14 protein-coding genes, 1 tRNA gene and 1 pseudogene are annotated in these 14,593 nt (G+C 64.2%); 5 read left to right on the plus strand and 11 right to left on the minus strand.

Features of this window, described 5'->3' with window-relative positions; genetic code table 11:
• Positions 1-2: 2 nt before the first annotated feature.
• A complete protein-coding gene (gene trxB, locus MOV75_RS04240; protein ID WP_246918752.1) occupies positions 3-968 on the minus strand; it encodes a thioredoxin-disulfide reductase in 966 nt (321 codons plus the stop codon).
• 266 nt (positions 969-1,234) lie between these two features.
• Between trxB and MOV75_RS04245 the strand changes: the two genes are divergently transcribed.
• Entirely contained in the window at positions 1,235-1,714 is a 480-nt protein-coding gene (locus MOV75_RS04245) for an Lrp/AsnC family transcriptional regulator (RefSeq protein WP_027547667.1), read from the plus strand.
• Positions 1,715-2,092: 378 nt separating this feature from the next.
• Here the strand turns inward: MOV75_RS04245 and greA are convergent, their stop codons facing one another.
• The 4 genes from greA to MOV75_RS04265 form a co-directional block, all read right to left on the minus strand.
• Positions 2,093-2,566, minus strand: coding sequence for a transcription elongation factor GreA (gene greA / locus MOV75_RS04250; protein ID WP_018643807.1), 474 nt, complete (start codon positions 2,564-2,566; stop codon positions 2,093-2,095).
• A gap of 208 nt (positions 2,567-2,774) precedes the next feature.
• Complete coding sequence (carB, locus tag MOV75_RS04255; protein WP_246918754.1) at positions 2,775-6,239, minus strand: carbamoyl-phosphate synthase large subunit; 3,465 nt, start codon at positions 6,237-6,239, stop codon at positions 2,775-2,777.
• Between the two features lie 228 nt (positions 6,240-6,467).
• A tRNA-OTHER gene (locus MOV75_RS04260) sits at positions 6,468-6,543 on the minus strand.
• Positions 6,544-6,597: 54 nt separating this feature from the next.
• Positions 6,598-7,299: a class I SAM-dependent methyltransferase gene (locus MOV75_RS04265; RefSeq protein ID WP_246918756.1), complete on the minus strand. Its 702-nt coding sequence runs from the start codon at positions 7,297-7,299 to the stop codon at positions 6,598-6,600.
• A 114-nt stretch (positions 7,300-7,413) separates the two neighbouring features.
• Between MOV75_RS04265 and MOV75_RS04270 the strand changes: the two genes are divergently transcribed.
• Positions 7,414-7,938: a Dps family protein gene (locus tag MOV75_RS04270; RefSeq protein WP_246918758.1), complete on the plus strand. Its 525-nt coding sequence runs from the start codon at positions 7,414-7,416 to the stop codon at positions 7,936-7,938.
• Between the two features lie 120 nt (positions 7,939-8,058).
• Here the strand turns inward: MOV75_RS04270 and MOV75_RS04275 are convergent, their stop codons facing one another.
• Both MOV75_RS04275 and carA read right to left on the minus strand, forming a co-directional pair.
• Positions 8,059-8,580 carry a cupin domain-containing protein gene (locus MOV75_RS04275; protein WP_246918760.1) on the minus strand — a complete coding sequence of 174 codons (522 nt, stop codon included), beginning with the start codon at positions 8,578-8,580 and terminating at the stop codon, positions 8,059-8,061.
• Positions 8,581-8,809: 229 nt separating this feature from the next.
• Positions 8,810-10,000 carry a glutamine-hydrolyzing carbamoyl-phosphate synthase small subunit gene (carA, locus tag MOV75_RS04280; RefSeq protein WP_246918762.1) on the minus strand — a complete coding sequence of 397 codons (1,191 nt, stop codon included), beginning with the start codon at positions 9,998-10,000 and terminating at the stop codon, positions 8,810-8,812.
• Positions 10,001-10,258: 258 nt separating this feature from the next.
• Between carA and MOV75_RS04285 the strand changes: the two are divergent.
• Positions 10,259-10,639 (plus strand): annotated as a pseudogene (locus MOV75_RS04285) (Rieske 2Fe-2S domain-containing protein); the annotation flags it as partial.
• Positions 10,640-10,680: 41 nt separating this feature from the next.
• Here MOV75_RS04285 and MOV75_RS04290 read toward each other — a convergent pair.
• A complete protein-coding gene (locus MOV75_RS04290) occupies positions 10,681-11,217 on the minus strand; it encodes a peroxiredoxin-like family protein (RefSeq protein WP_246930957.1) in 537 nt (178 codons plus the stop codon).
• A gap of 20 nt (positions 11,218-11,237) precedes the next feature.
• Between MOV75_RS04290 and MOV75_RS04295 the strand changes: the two genes are divergently transcribed.
• A complete protein-coding gene (locus MOV75_RS04295) occupies positions 11,238-12,164 on the plus strand; it encodes an AraC family transcriptional regulator (protein WP_246930955.1) in 927 nt (308 codons plus the stop codon).
• Positions 12,165-12,306: 142 nt separating this feature from the next.
• On the opposite strand, the gene MOV75_RS04300 is transcribed toward MOV75_RS04295, so the two are convergent.
• Complete coding sequence (locus MOV75_RS04300) at positions 12,307-12,930, minus strand: transglutaminase-like cysteine peptidase (RefSeq protein WP_246930953.1); 624 nt, start codon at positions 12,928-12,930, stop codon at positions 12,307-12,309.
• Positions 12,931-13,070: 140 nt separating this feature from the next.
• Here MOV75_RS04300 and MOV75_RS04305 point away from each other — a divergent pair, with 140 nt between their 5' ends.
• Positions 13,071-13,274 carry a hypothetical protein gene (locus tag MOV75_RS04305; protein ID WP_246930951.1) on the plus strand — a complete coding sequence of 68 codons (204 nt, stop codon included), beginning with the start codon at positions 13,071-13,073 and terminating at the stop codon, positions 13,272-13,274.
• On the opposite strand, the gene MOV75_RS04310 is transcribed toward MOV75_RS04305, so the two are convergent.
• Complete coding sequence (locus tag MOV75_RS04310; RefSeq protein WP_008140941.1) at positions 13,261-13,872, minus strand: PilZ domain-containing protein; 612 nt, start codon at positions 13,870-13,872, stop codon at positions 13,261-13,263. The genes MOV75_RS04305 and MOV75_RS04310 overlap by 14 nt on opposite strands.
• A 69-nt stretch (positions 13,873-13,941) precedes the next feature.
• The coding region (locus MOV75_RS04315; RefSeq protein ID WP_247004969.1) for an MFS transporter at positions 13,942-14,593 on the minus strand (652 nt) is incomplete at its 5' end.

Genomic DNA, 14,593 nt, shown 5'->3' on the forward strand with positions numbered 1-14,593 from the left:
CTTTATTCCGCTGCCGCGCGCTCGCTGGCGCGCAGGGCCAAGAAACGTTCGGCCTCGAGCGCTGCCATGCAGCCGAGGCCTGCGGCCGTCACGGCCTGGCGATAGGTCTCATCGGCGACGTCGCCGGCGGCGAACAGGCCGGGCACCGAGGTGGCGGTCGAGTTCGGGGCGACCTCGACATAGCCCGAGGGTTTCAGCTTGATCTGGTCTTTGATGAGCTCGGTCGCCGGCGCATGGCCGATGGCGATGAAGATGCCGTCGGTCTTCACGTCCGTGAGCGCGCCGGTCTTGACGTTCTTCAGGCGGACATGGGTGACCTTGTTCGGGTTCTCGGTGCCGCAGATCTCGTCGACCGCGGAGTCCCAGATCACCTTGATCTTCGGGTGCTTGAACAGCCGTTCCTGCAGGATGCGCTCGGCGCGGAAGTGATCGCGGCGATGCACGATGGTGACCTGCGAGGCGTGGTTGGTGAGGTACAGGGCTTCCTCGACCGCGGTATTGCCGCCGCCGACCACCACGACCTCCTTGTTGCGGTAAAAGAAGCCGTCGCAGGTGGCGCAGGCCGACACGCCGCCGCCCTGGAATTTGACTTCGGACGGCAGCCCGAGCCAGCGCGCTTGCGCGCCGGTGGCGAGAACCACGGTGTCGGCGAGATAGACGTCGCCGCTGTCGCAGGTGAGGCGGAACGGCCGCTGCGCAGTCTCCAGCTTGGTGACGAGGTCGGAGACGATCCTGGTGCCGACATGGACCGCCTGCTTCTCCATCTGCTCCATCAGCCAGGGGCCCTGGATCACGTCGGCGAAGCCCGGATAGTTCTCGACGTCGGTGGTGATGGTGAGCTGGCCGCCCGCCTGGATGCCCTGGATCAGAATCGGCTCCAGCATGGCCCGCGCGGCGTAGATCGCCGCAGTGTAACCGGCCGGACCGGAGCCAATAATGACGACCTTTGCATGAACAGGAGCGGACATTTCGATGGACGCCTTTCACGGGGGATTTGCAGCGCGGGCGCGGAACGTGCCGGGAGGCCTCGCGGAGGCGCTGAAATATCAGAGCTAATCTAAGCCTTCTGGTGAGCTATGCAAGAATTGCATTCCCTCTCGGCGGATTTTTCCAACAGGGAACAAAAGTCGATTGCGCTGCACGCGCAATAAAATTGCGCTGACGGCGCGGACTGGGCTATGAGGATTGCGATAAGTCACTCAATACCGCCGCAAAGGCCAGGAGTTCCAATCACGTGTCGCGGAACCTAGACGAGATCGACCTGAAAATTCTCACCGAGATTCAGGCCGACGGTCGAATCACGAATGTCGAGCTGGCCAAGCGCGTCGGCATCTCGCCGCCGCCCTGCCTGCGCCGCGTCCGCGCGCTGGAGGAGGAGGGCTACATCCACGGCTACCGGGGCCTGCTGGACGCCCGCAAGCTCGGCTTCGACGTCACCGTGTTCGCCGCCGTGCACCTGTCGAGCCAGGCCGAGGCGGATTTGCGCGCCTTCGAGGAGTTCGTCCGTGCCGAGCCCCTGGTGCGGGAGTGCTGGATGCTGTCGGGCGAGGTCGATTTCATCCTCAAATGCGTCGCGCCTGATATGGCGACCTTCCAGGATTTCGTCACCCACCTGACCGCCGCCCCCCACGTGCGCAACGTGCGGACCTCTCTGGTGCTGCATAACTCGAAGTATGAAGCCGCCGTGCCGCTGGACGTGAAGGGGCGGCGGTAGCCTCTCCAAGCGTCCTGCCAGTCCCGTCATCCTGAGGTGCGAGGCATCGGGCGCAAAGCGCCCGATGGGGAGCCTCGAAGGATGAGCGGTCGAAATGCGGCCGCAGCGGGGCCGTCGCCCTTCGAGGCTCGCCGAAGAGGCGAGCACCTCAGGGTGACGGTGATGGAGTGGGGCTCGCAACAAAACACCGTCATTGCGAGCGCAGCGAAGCAATCCAGAATCTTTCCGCAGAGGCAGTCTGGATTGCTTCGTCGCTTCGCTCCTCGCAATGACGCGCGGTGAGAGCGCGTGTCCACTCACGCAGGCAACATGCCGATACAAAAAAGGCCGCGCAGTGCGCGGCCTTTTCGAAATCTCATCACGTGCAGCGGCAAATCCTTACCGCCACTCCACCTTGGTAATCTCATACGCCTTGGCGCCGCCGGGTGCATTGACCTCGACGGTCGAGCCCTTCTTCTTGCCGATCAGCGCGCGCGCGAGCGGCGAGGTGATGGAGATGCGGCCCTTCTTGGCGTCGGCCTCGACCTCGCCGACGATCTGCCACACCGTCTTCTTCTCGGTGTCCTCGTCGACCAAGGTCACGGTGGCGCCGAACTTGATGGTGTCGCCGGACAGTTTCGAGATGTCGATGATGTCGGCGCGCGCGAGCTTGTCCTCGAGCTCGGCGATGCGGCCTTCATTGTGGGACTGCTCTTCCTTCGCGGCATGATATTCCGCGTTCTCCGACAGGTCTCCGTGCGAGCGCGCCTCGGCGATATGCTCGATGATCCGCGGACGATCTTCCGACTGGCGCTTCTTCAATTCTTCCCCGAGCGCGACAAAGCCGGCCTGGGTCATCGGAACCTTTTCCATCTCTTCTCTCGTCCTTCAGCTGCGCGCCCCCACAAAGACCGAGGGCGCGGCAACCTTGATTCGTCGGTATTCCCGGGCCTGAACACGCGCCCACCGGGAGTTTGTGGGTCTGGCGCCGGAACAGAACCACCACCTGGCCGGATCAGTTCCTCCGGCCATTGTGGCTTCATTGCCAATCACTTAGCGGAAGCGTCGCTGCCGCTAGCGATCAGGTTTCCGAAAAGTAGCTCTGCAGGGTACGAACCTCAAGGTCCCCGCCCAAATAGGCGCGGATGCCCTGCGCGGCCGCCACGGCCCCGGAAAGAGTGGTGTAATACGGCACTTTATGCAAGAGGGCCGCGCGCCGCAGCGAACGGCTGTCGGCCAGCGCCTGCGGGCCTTCGGTGGTGTTGAAGACGAGCTGGACGTCGCCATTGGTGATGGCGTCGACGATGTGCGGCCGGCCCTCCAGCACCTTGTTCACCTTCTCGGTCGGGATGCCCTGATCGGTCAGGAAGCGCTGGGTGCCCGAGGTCGCCAGCACCTTGAATCCGAGTGAATGCAATTCGCGAACCGCTTCGGCGATACGCGTCTTGTCGCTTTCACGCACGGAGACGAACACCGTGCCCTTGCGCGGTACTCGCGTGCCGCCGCCGAGCTGGCTCTTGGCGAACGCCACCGCAAACGAGCGGTCGATGCCCATGACCTCGCCGGTCGAGCGCATCTCGGGGCCGAGCACCGTGTCGACGCCGGGGAAGCGCGCGAACGGAAACACCGATTCCTTGACGCCGACATGCTTGAGCTGCGCCTTCTTCAGCTTGAAATCGGCGAGCTTCTCGCCGGCCATGACGCGCGCGGCGATCTTAGCGACCGGCGTGCCGACCACCTTGGCGACGAAGGGCACGGTGCGCGAGGCGCGCGGATTGACCTCGAGCACGTAGATCTCGCCGTCCTTGATGGCGTATTGCACGTTCATCAGGCCGACCACGTCGAGGCCGAGCGCGAGCTCGCGGGTCTGCCGCTCCAGCTCCTCGATCATCTTCCCATCGAGCGAGTGCGGCGGCAGCGAGCAGGCGCTGTCGCCGGAATGGATGCCGGCTTCCTCGATATGCTCCATGATGCCGACGATGAACGTGTCCTTGCCGTCGCAGAGGCAGTCGACGTCGATCTCGGTGGCATCAGACAGATAACGGTCGAACAGCAGCGGGTTCTTGCCGAGCACGGTGTTGATCTGCCCGGTCTTGTCGTTCGGATAGCGCGCCTTGACGTCGGCCGGCACCAGCTCCGGCAGCGTGCCGAGCAGGTAATCGCTGAGCTGGTTCTCCTCGCGGATGATCTGCATCGCGCGGCCGCCGAGCACGTAGGAGGGGCGCACCACCAGCGGCAGGCCGAGATCGGTTGCGACCAGGCGCGCCTGTTCGACCGAATAGGCGATGCCGTTCTTCGGCTGCTTGAGGCGGAGCTTGTCGAGCACCCGCTTGAAGCGGTCACGATCCTCGGCAAGGTCGATGGCATCAGGCGAGGTGCCGAGGATCGGCACTTCGGCGGCTTCCAGGGCGCGCGCGAGCTTGAGCGGGGTCTGGCCGCCGAACTGCACGATCACGCCGTGCAGCGTGCCCTTGCTGCGTTCCTTGGCGATGATCTCCAGCACGTCTTCGGCGGTGAGCGGCTCGAAATAGAGCCGGTCGGCGGTGTCGTAGTCGGTCGACACCGTCTCCGGGTTGCAATTGACCATGATGGATTCGTAGCCGGCGTCGTGCAGCGCGAAGCAGGCGTGACAGCAGCAATAGTCGAACTCGATGCCCTGGCCGATGCGGTTGGGGCCGCCGCCGAGAATGATGACCTTCTTCTTGTCGGACGGCGTGCTCTCGTCCGCGGGCGCGCCCGCAAACGGCGCCTCATAGGTCGAGTACATATAGGCGGTGGGCGAGGCGAACTCGGCCGCGCAGGTGTCGATCCGCTTGTAGACCGGGCGAACGCCGAGCGCGTGGCGCTTCGCGGTCACCTCGGCCTCCGTCGTCTCGGCGAGCACTGCGAGACGCGCGTCGGAGAAGCCCATGGCCTTCAGCGTGCGCATGCCGAAGGCGTTGCCGGGCAGGCCGTTCTTCCGGACCTTCTCCTCCATGTCGACGATGCCGCGCATCTCGCCGAGGAACCACGGGTCGATCTTGCAGGAGTTGAAGATCTCCTCGTTCGACCAGCCGAGCCGCATGGCCTGGGCGACCTGGAGCAGCCGGTTCGGCGTCGGCGTGCCGAGCGCGGCCCGGATTGCGTTCTTGTCGTCGTCGCGGCCGAGACCCTCGATCTCGATCTCGTCGAGGCCGGTCAATCCGGTCTCGAGTCCGCGCAACGCCTTCTGCAGGCTTTCCTGGAAGGTGCGGCCGATCGCCATGACTTCGCCGACCGACTTCATCGACGTGGTCAGCGTGGTCGAGGCGCCCGGGAACTTCTCGAAGGCGAAGCGCGGCACCTTGGTGACGACGTAGTCGATCGTCGGCTCGAACGAGGCCGGCGTGGCGCCGCCGGTGATGTCGTTGGCGATCTCGTCGAGCGTGTAGCCGACCGCGAGCTTGGCGGCGACCTTGGCGATCGGAAAGCCTGTCGCCTTCGAGGCCAGCGCGGAGGAGCGCGACACGCGCGGATTCATCTCGATCACGACCATGCGGCCGTCCTCGGGATTGACGCCGAACTGCACGTTGGAGCCGCCGGTCTCGACGCCGATCTCGCGCAGCACCGCCAGCGAGGCGTCGCGCATGATCTGGTATTCTTTGTCGGTCAGCGTCAGCGCCGGCGCCACCGTGATGGAATCGCCGGTGTGCACGCCCATCGGATCGAGGTTCTCGATCGAGCAGACGATGATGCAATTGTCTTTCTTGTCGCGCACCACCTCCATCTCGTACTCTTTCCAGCCGAGCACGGATTCTTCAATCAGCACTTCGTTGGTGGGAGATGCGTCGAGGCCGCGCTCGATGATGTCGAGGAATTCTTCCTTGTTGTAGGCAATGCCGCCGCCGGTACCGCCCATCGTAAAGGAGGGGCGGATGATCGCGGGCAGGCCGATCTCGGACAGCGCCATCATGGCCTGGCCGAAGGCGTATTCCTGGTAGCGCTTGCGGCGGTCACCTTCGCCCAGCGTCCATTGCCGATCGTGCTCTTCGAGGGCGGCGCCCGACAGCTTCTCGCGTTCGGCCTGGTGTTTGTCGCGGAAAGACTTCTTTAGGGCGGAGGCGTTGGCGAGCCGCGACCTCGGCGTCTCGAGCCCGATCTTCGTCATGGCCTCGCGGAAGAGCTGGCGGTCCTCGGCCTTGTCGATGGCATCGGCGGTCGCGCCGATCATCTCAACGTCGAACTTTTCCAGCGTGCCCTGGCGGCGCAGCGACAGCGCGCAGTTCAGCGCGGTCTGGCCGCCCATGGTCGGCAGCAGCGCGAAGCCGCCGGGGATGACGTGACGTTCCTTCTCGATGATTTTCGCGACGATCTCGGGCGTGATCGGCTCGATATAGGTCGCATCGGCCAATTCCGGGTCGGTCATGATGGTGGCCGGGTTGGAATTGACGAGGACGATGCGGTAGCCCTCTTCCTTCAGCGTCTTCACCGCCTGGGTGCCCGAATAGTCGAACTCGCAGGCCTGGCCGATCACGATGGGACCGGCGCCGATGATCAGGATGGTGGTGATGTCTGTACGTTTGGGCATCAACTCTCGCCGGACTGGAATTTGGGCACAAAAAAAGGGCGCGCTGCTGCGCGTCCCTTTGGCCGAGAGCGCGGTGGTCTCCCTCGCGCGCGGGTGGGTCTTAGACCAGTTTTTGGGGCGGCGAAACCCCGAAAAACGCCCATCAACCGGCAATTTTGACCGGTTAGGGGAGGGTGGGCTGCTCGGGGGGCGTGGCCGCGCCACGCGTAGCCCCGAAGGGGCGAAGCGTGGAGACCCGGCCTGGATTTGAACCAGGATGTAGAGCGTTGCACCGCCCTCGCGTAGACGCTTCCGCCACCGGGCCGAGGCGATCATGACCGATTGCAGTGCGGCAAGCTACAACGGCTAATTGTTATGCTTAACGAACCAGAGGCGGCCGCGCGACGAAGGTCATGCGCCAGCGATTGTGGCCGATATTGGTGTGAGCGCGCTGGACCGCGAACCCGGCCGCCCTCAGCTTGGCGGTGATCTCGTCCTCGCTGTAGCGCTGCAGTCCGATGCGCGTGCGCAGGTGACGGTAATCCGACAGCGCGGTGCTGATCAGCCCGATCAGCGCGTCCTTCAGGAAGCCGTGGCGCAGGCCGAAGCCGAGCAGCGCCATGACGTCCCTGAACATGCCGACATTGGGCTGGAGGATGTCTCCCAGCACCAGCTTGCCGGAGGGCTTCAGGATGCGGTGGATGTTGAGGAGCGCGGCATCGAGCTCGTCCGGCGCCATGTATTGCGCGACCGAGTTCATCACCACGAGGTCGATCGACTGGTCCTGCATGTTGCGGACGTCGTCGAGCGAGCGGACGCGGATCCTGGTGTTCGGAGCAAACCGCGCGATCAGCCGGCCGCGCACGCCGGGCGCAGGCTCGGCAAGGATCAGCTTGCCGCAACTAGCGGCCACCTGGCTCGCCGACAGCGCCTCGCCGCAGGCATAGTCCAGCACCGTAGCGTCCGGCGAGGAGATGTAGCCGACGATGTCCCGCGCGATGATCTGGAAGTGCAAGTCGCGATGCAGCTTGCTGACATAGATCGTATGCGTGGAGTCGTAATAATCGATCCAATCGTCCATGGTATTCGAGGGTCCCGGCCAAACGGTTCCGCGAAAGGAACCAGCGCTGTCCGCCTTGCGTTAGGGGTGCGACGGCGCGCCGTCAATGTCCGCGTCCTAACAGGAAGGTCTCCCGTGAGCAAAACCAACAACAAGGTCTCCCCCGATCTCGATACCCCCACCGATCTGTCTCCCGACGGGGTCAAGAAGGTCTCGGAGGCGCTCAACGTGCTTTTGGCCGACGCCTTCGCGCTGTATCTGAAGACCAAGAATTTCCACTGGCACATCAGCGGGCGTCACTTCCGGGACTACCATCTGCTGCTCGACGAACAGTCGGACCAGATCTTCGCCACCACCGATCAGCTTGCCGAGCGCGTCCGCAAGATCGGCGGCACCACGCTGAAGTCGATCGGCCAGGTCGCAAAGCTCCAGACCATCAAGGACAACAACGAGGACTACGTCCCGCCCCGCGAGATGCTGCGCGAGCTGATGCAGGACAACAAGCACGTCGCCGCTGCGATGCGCAAAGCACACGACGTTTGCGACGACGCCGGCGATGTCGCCAGCGCCAGCATCCTGGAAAATTTCATCGACGAAACCGAGCGCCGCACCTGGTTCCTGTTCGAAGCCACCCGCCAGGAAGGCGGCAACGAGGCGTAGCCCGGATGTCGTAGGGTGGGCAAAGGCGCGCTCTTCGCGCTCCGTGCCCACCATCACTCTCGATCGCAAAAATGCGTGGGCACGCTCCGCTTTGCCCACCCTACGGCACCGTCCTCTTGGCTACCGCCACAGCCTCATCATCGCGCCATCCTTCCCCGTCACCGGATCGGCTGGCGGCAGCGCCACTTGCGGAATCGTCTTCAGCGCCTTGGCATGGTTGTCCGGCGTCGCCCTTGTGATCTCCATCTTCGCGCCCGGCGGATAGGCGCCGATCACGCAGAAATCGTCGCTCGCCTGGATGCATTGATGCCCGGTGCCGGCGGGCAGGATCGCGACGTCGCCGGCCTTGATCTGGAGCTCCTGGCCGTGATCGCCGCCGAAGCGAACCCGTGCACTCCCGCGCGCGACACCGAGCACCTCATGCACCGTCGCGTGATAATGCAGATAGTCGAACACGCCGTTGCGCCACGTGCCGCCCCAGCCGTTCGCTTCGAACAAGTCTTCGATCGTCTCTTCCGGCCGCTTCGGATCGAGCTTCACCGCGCCCTGGTAGACCAGGAACGGAAGGATGTTGTTTGGCGTAAGGCCGTCGTCCTCGAACACGATGGCGAGCGGCTCGGCCTTGTCGCGGACGACCGACATGGTGGGGCTCCTGCGCGAATGTAGCAGGGATCAACGAGGGGCGTGAGGCGGCGTTCCTCGCTCCATCGTCATGCCGGGGCGACGCGTAGCGTCGAGCCCGGAATCCATTGTGCAGCAGAGTCCGGTGCCCCAGGGATTCCGGGCTCGCGCGGCGCGCGCCCCGGAATGACGCAAAAGCCCGGGGCGAGCCCGGGCTTTTGTCGTGGAAGTGGTTGCAAGCAAGCGCGTCTTACGCGCTCTTCTTCTGCCGCATTAGATCAGCGAAGCGCTGGAACAGATAGTGCGAGTCGCGCGGGCCAGGTGAAGCCTCGGGGTGGTACTGCACCGAGAACACCGGCTTGCCGTCGAGCTGGATACCGCAATTGGAGCCGTCGAACAGCGAGATGTGGGTCTGCGTCGCGCCCTTCGGCAGCGTCGTCTCGTCCACCGCAAAGCCGTGATTCATCGAGGTGATCTCGACCTTGCCGGTGGTCTCGTCCTTGACGGGATGATTGGCGCCGTGATGGCCCTGATGCATCTTCTTGGTCTTGGCGCCGACGGCAAGGCCAAGCATCTGGTGGCCGAGACAGATGCCGAAGGTCGGCGTGCCCGACTTGATCACGTCCCGGATCACGGGCACGGCATATTTTCCGGTCGCCGCCGGATCGCCCGGACCGTTCGACAGGAACACGCCGTCCGGCTTCATCGCCAAAATGTCGTCGGACGAGGTCGTCGCCGGCACCACCGTCACCTTGCAGCCGACGCCGGCGAGCAGGCGCAAAATGTTGCGCTTGATGCCATAGTCGATGGCGACGACGTTGAATTCCGGCTTGTCCTGACGGCCAAAGCCCTTGTCCCACAGCCAGGGCGTCTCGTCCCAGGTGAAGCGCTGGCCCGAGGTGACCATCGGCACGAGGTCCATGCCCTCGAGGCCCGGCCATTCGCGCGCTTCTTCCTTCAGGCCGTGCAGGTCGAACTCGCCGGTCTTGGAATGCGCGATCACGGCATTGGGCATGCCCTTGCTGCGGATCAGCGCGGTCAGGGCGCGGGTGTCGATGCCGGAGAGGCCGATGATGCCGCGCGCCTTCAGCCACTGATCGAGATGCTTGGTGGCGCGATAGTTCGAGGGATCGGTGATGGCGGTGCGCAGGATCACGCCGCGCGCACCCGGCGTTGCCGCCATGTTCACCGTCTCGATGTCTTCCTCGTTGGTACCGACATTGCCGATATGCGGGAAGGTGAAGGTGATGAGCTGGCCGGCATAGGAGGGATCGGTGAGGATCTCCTCATAGCCGGTCATTGCGGTGTTGAAGCAGACCTCACCGACGGCGTGGCCTTCGGCGCCGAGACCAAAGCCTTCGAGCACCGTGCCGTCGGCAAGCACGAGGAGCGCGGTCGGTTTGTGGTCCGGCCAAGCGGGATCGTTGTCATGTTGTGTCATGAGCGCGTTTCATAGTCCCCGCGAGCGCCGCCGTCAAAGCGGGAGAGGCCCGATTCACATGCGTTTTTGCATATTTGACAGCCCGTCTCCGGCACTTAAGCTCGGCCGCACAATTTCCGGCAATTCTGGGGGCTTGCGAGGCAATAATGGACCAGACCACCCCGCTGCTGCTGGTTCCGGGGCTGGCCTCCTCGGCCCGGATCTATGTCCCTGTGATCCCGGCGCGCAACTGCGACGGGCGCGAGCCCGTGGGAAGAGATCTACGCCCCGTCGCGAAAGATTCAGAAGAACATCGGCGAGTTCATCAGCGAGAACATCACGCCGCTGAAGAATTTTGCGGAGTATCTTGCGGCGAGCGCGATCGCGTGCGTCGAACGGCTGCGGCCCGGCGAGGAGCGGCTTGTCCGCAGCGGCCTGAAGAAGATCGCGGCTTGCCGGGACCGCAATGGACGCCTGCATCTGCACTCGGCCAGCTGCACCCATCTCGGCTGCGTCGTGCACTGGAATTCGCTGGAGCAGTGTTGGGGTTGTCCCTGTCATGGGTCGCAGTTCGCACCCGACGGCACCGCGCTCAATGGCCCGGCGGTCGCGCCACTCGGCGGCATCGAGAAGCCGGCCGATCTCGAAGCCGCGGAGTGAGGCGAGGCTGGGGCCCCGCTCCCGAAATTCGGCCCTCACTCTCAAACCGCGCCGGTGAATTCACCCCGCGCCGGATAGTCGTTCTTGATGACGAAGTCGAGCGTCTGAACCATCTCACCGAAGTTCGGCCGCACGAACGGCATCGACTGAACCGAGAGATAATAGATGGTCTTGTCGGGGCGGATCAGGAAGACGCCGGGCTCGGAGAACAGCGCAGGCTCCTCAATGCCAATCGACGTCATGCCGCGCGAGGCGGAAATGTAGAGGCCCCATTCGCGCGCTTTGGCAAGGCTAAGTCCATAGCCGAAACGCAGCTCCGAGGCGCCAACCTTCTCGGCCATCGACCGCGCGCGCTCCTCGTTGTCGGAGCTGATCGCGATCGTCGTGACGCCGCGCGCGGCGAAGGCCGGCGTATGGCGTTCCAGCTCCTTGAGGTAGTTGGCGCAGATCGGGCAATGCAGGCCGCGGTAGAAGCAGATCAGCGTGAACCGCTGTGGCGCTTCCTCGGCAAGATCGAAGCGGCCGCGGCCGAGCGTTTCGACCGACAGATCCGGCGCCTTTTGTCGGGGAGTGAGCATGAGGACTCCAGTTGGGCTAGTTGGCCATTTCCGGCCGGTTGCGAGAACCAGCTCTCTTTGTCACACTGCCGGATATGAAATATCCGGTTTACATGATCGAAAGTCCTGAAAGACCCAAGCGCGATCGCCTGGCCGCCTTCCTCGAAGCTTTTGACCTGTCGGTCGCAATGGTCTCGCCAGGCACGGTGGGCGCGGCGGCCAATCTTGTCGTGACCGGCCAGGCTGGCGTGGCCGAGCGAGTGGTCCTCTACGCCATGGCCGACAACCGGTCCGAGCCCGACTTGCTCGTCGCCGCAATGGTCGATTTTGGCGGTGCGGCGAACCCGTTGATGAATGCCCTGCCTGAAACGGTGGAGATCGATCTCGAGGGCCGCCCGACCTTGCAGGCCTTGGTCAGTATCTTCGTGACCGAAGGGTACGGCAATCGCTGCGGCCAGCGCGTCGCGCTGAACCGGCTCTGCGAGTTGATCGTGCTGCTCGTGCTGCGGGAGGCGATCGATGCGGGTACGACGAAGCCGGGTCTTCTTGCCGGCCTGTCGCATCCCGCTCTGCACCGGGCGATCGTGGCGATGCATGATGAGCCGGCGCGATCCTGGACTGTCGAGCAACTCGCCGAAATCAGCGGCATGTCGCGCAGCCGATTCATGGAGGTCTTTCCCAGGATCCTCGGCACGACGCCCGCGGCCTATCTCAACGTTTGGCGCCTGATGCTGGGGCAACGGGAGCTGATGCGAGGCGGGCAGGTGAAGGCGGTGGCTCGTCGTGTGGGTTTTGGCAGCGCTGCCGCATTCTCGCGCGCCTATTCGAGGATGTTCGGTTCTCCTCCGATATCCGTGCGAGCTACGCGGCTTGTGGTCGGCGACGCTGTATCGGATCTCACAAAGATGCTTGATCCGGGCAAGGACAGCGAGCCAGGGTCGATCTTGCCTGAAAGCCTTGCAGATTAAAGCGCGCGCTGCACCGCCTTCGAGATACGACCCCTCAAAAAAGTTGCGCCCAGCCATTGGGGGATGGCTGGGCGCGCGCGAACCGGTCTGGGACGGGGAGGGGTGGGGATGTGACCGGGTCGCGTAACTCCTTGTCTCGTTCCTAATCTCTTGCGCTGGCGGTGGAGACCGCCGGTCTGGTATCGCCGAGCGAGACCCAGATGTTGGGATCGCTCTGCGACTGGCGCTTGACGAAGCGGTAGCCGGTCTCGGTCCAGGCAACGACGTTCTCGTTCTGATTGTCGAGAACGAACTCGCCCTTGTCGGTCTTCACCGTCAGCACCGCGTGTCCTTCGCCCTTCTTGTCGCGCACGACGGTGATGAGCAGGGCCTCGCGCGGCCATCCGGCATCGATCAGCATCTTGCGCTTCAACAGCACGTAGTCTTCACAATCGCCGTAGCCGTCGGTCGGCAGCGACCATTTCTCGATCACGCCCCAGTGCTCCTGGTCGGTCAAAGGCTTGACGGTCTCGTTGACCCAGCGATTGACCTTGACGAGGTCGCGCCATGCGGCCTGCGACATCACGATGTCGCGGGCCTGCGTCGGTGCGCCCTGGCACTGGGCGGTATTGTCCGCACAGAACTCGACCCAGCCGATCGGCGCACGCGTGGTGTCGCCGAGGCTCGCGTAGAGCAGACGGCTTTCGCCGGCCTGCGCTGTCGCGCTGATCCCGAAGAGCATGGCGGCCAGCGCCAGCCGCTTCCCCTGTCCCCTGAAGTCAAACATTGCGGCCCCCGTTTCTTGTTGGGACCACATTTCGCATGGAGCTTTTGAGTTGCCGCTAAGTCAACCAAGTCAAGTCGAGACGAATACAAGTAAAAGGCGCGGCGAATTCGATCTATACTTGAATCGAATTCTCATAAAATTTGAAACAACTGCAATTGATTCAAATTTTATCGATTAACGCGGAAATGCTGGCGCAGCGCCGTTTCCATGCGCAAACGGGCCGCGCGTTAACCCGCGTGGGGCCTCTCACCACGCATGAAAAAGGCGGCGTCCGCATCGCGGAGGCCGCCTTCGAGGCTGGAAATGCAGCGGTTTTGGCGTCGTCGCGCTTTACCGCGCGGTAACGCTCTCTTCGAGTGTCTCGATCGGCTGCGCGTGGACGAATTCCAGGGCGAAGCCGTCTTCGAGGTTTCGGACCACGCGGCCCTGGACCCGGCCGAGCAAAACCGTCGATTTCAGCGGCGGCCGGTTCTCCGCGGCGATCGCGGCGCCCGACAGCGAGAGATCGATGATGCGGCAGGTCATCTTGGTGCCGTCCTCGAGGGTCAGCACGGCGATCGGGTTGCGCGGCACGATACGGTCGTGGCGGCGATCCTCGGGCAGGTTGAGGATGTCGCGGTTGGCGAGCCAGGTCAGCTGGGCCGCGAGCTTGTCACGCTTCCTGGGCGTGGCACCGATCGTCATGGCGAAGCCGTTGTCGATGATGCGGGTGATCTTGCCCTCGACCCGGCCGATATGATCGAGATAGGCGACCACGCGGTCGCCGACATTGCCGATGCCGGGGGCCAGCAGTGCCAGCCCGCCCGGCGACATGTTGATCACCTGGCAGGGGAATTCGCGGCGATCGGGCAGCATGTAACGGCCGAGCAGGTGCACTTTCACCCGCTGGAAACGCCGACGCTCCTCGGCGGCCGGAAGAAATTTTTTGTTCGCCAACGCCATTTTCAACACCCGACCCCCCGCCCGGGCGGAGTCCGGGACGACCCTAAGGTGCATAGGGTTAATGCCACGTTAGGATTGGATGCGGCAGCGGACAGACACGATGCGCTCGAAAAGCCACATCAAGGGCGGGCAGGCCAGCACCGTCAGTGCGCCGACGTCGAGCGCGACCGCGGCACTCCCGGCCGATTTGGCGAGCCGGCCCGCCCCCGCCGGGCCCAGCATCATCGCGGCATAGAAGAGTGTGTAGAACACGCCCATCCCGATCGCCCTTGTCTCCGGCGCGAGCACGCGGGCGGCCAGGCTCATGATCGGGCCGGCCGGATGGCCGCCGATCAGGCCGACCAGGATGAGGATCATGATCACGGCGTCGGACCGGGTCAGCCAGGCCAGCAGTCCGGCCACCATGAGGCTGGCCGCGCTCGCCAGCACCAGCGGCCGTTTGAACCGATCGGCCAGATAGCCGCCCGCCGGCACCGAGATCACCGACAGCCACATCACGAGGCTGATCGCCGATCCCGCCGCCGCAATGCTCCAGCCGCGCTCGGCCAGCAGCGACGGACCGAACGAGAAGATCATCGCGAAGCCGACATTATAGAGACCCCAGATCATGCCCGCGACGATCACCGCCAGCAGCGCCAGGGGATCGAGCCGGCTAGAGCCGACCGCGCTGGCGGTCGTTGCAGGCGGGGGCTGATAAAGCGCGATCAGCGCGATGCCCATC

Source organism: Bradyrhizobium sp. PRIMUS42 (genome assembly GCF_023006515.1).
Lineage (GTDB): Bacteria > Pseudomonadota > Alphaproteobacteria > Rhizobiales > Xanthobacteraceae > Bradyrhizobium.

Excerpts from the sequence above, each read along its gene's own strand:
- trxB (WP_246918752.1), bottom strand. The coding sequence starts at position 968 with ATGTCCGCTCCTGTTCATGCAAAGGTCGTCATTATTGGCTCCGGTCCG.
- greA (WP_018643807.1), bottom strand. The coding sequence starts at position 2,566 with ATGGAAAAGGTTCCGATGACCCAGGCCGGCTTTGTCGCGCTCGGGGAA.
- carB (WP_246918754.1), bottom strand. The coding sequence starts at position 6,239 with ATGCCCAAACGTACAGACATCACCACCATCCTGATCATCGGCGCCGGT.
- MOV75_RS04265 (WP_246918756.1), bottom strand. The coding sequence starts at position 7,299 with ATGGACGATTGGATCGATTATTACGACTCCACGCATACGATCTATGTC.
- MOV75_RS04275 (WP_246918760.1), bottom strand. The coding sequence starts at position 8,580 with ATGTCGGTCGTCCGCGACAAGGCCGAGCCGCTCGCCATCGTGTTCGAG.
- carA (WP_246918762.1), bottom strand. The coding sequence starts at position 10,000 with ATGACACAACATGACAACGATCCCGCTTGGCCGGACCACAAACCGACC.
- MOV75_RS04290 (WP_246930957.1), bottom strand. The coding sequence starts at position 11,217 with ATGCTCACTCCCCGACAAAAGGCGCCGGATCTGTCGGTCGAAACGCTC.
- MOV75_RS04300 (WP_246930953.1), bottom strand. The coding sequence starts at position 12,930 with ATGTTTGACTTCAGGGGACAGGGGAAGCGGCTGGCGCTGGCCGCCATG.
- MOV75_RS04310 (WP_008140941.1), bottom strand. The coding sequence starts at position 13,872 with ATGGCGTTGGCGAACAAAAAATTTCTTCCGGCCGCCGAGGAGCGTCGG.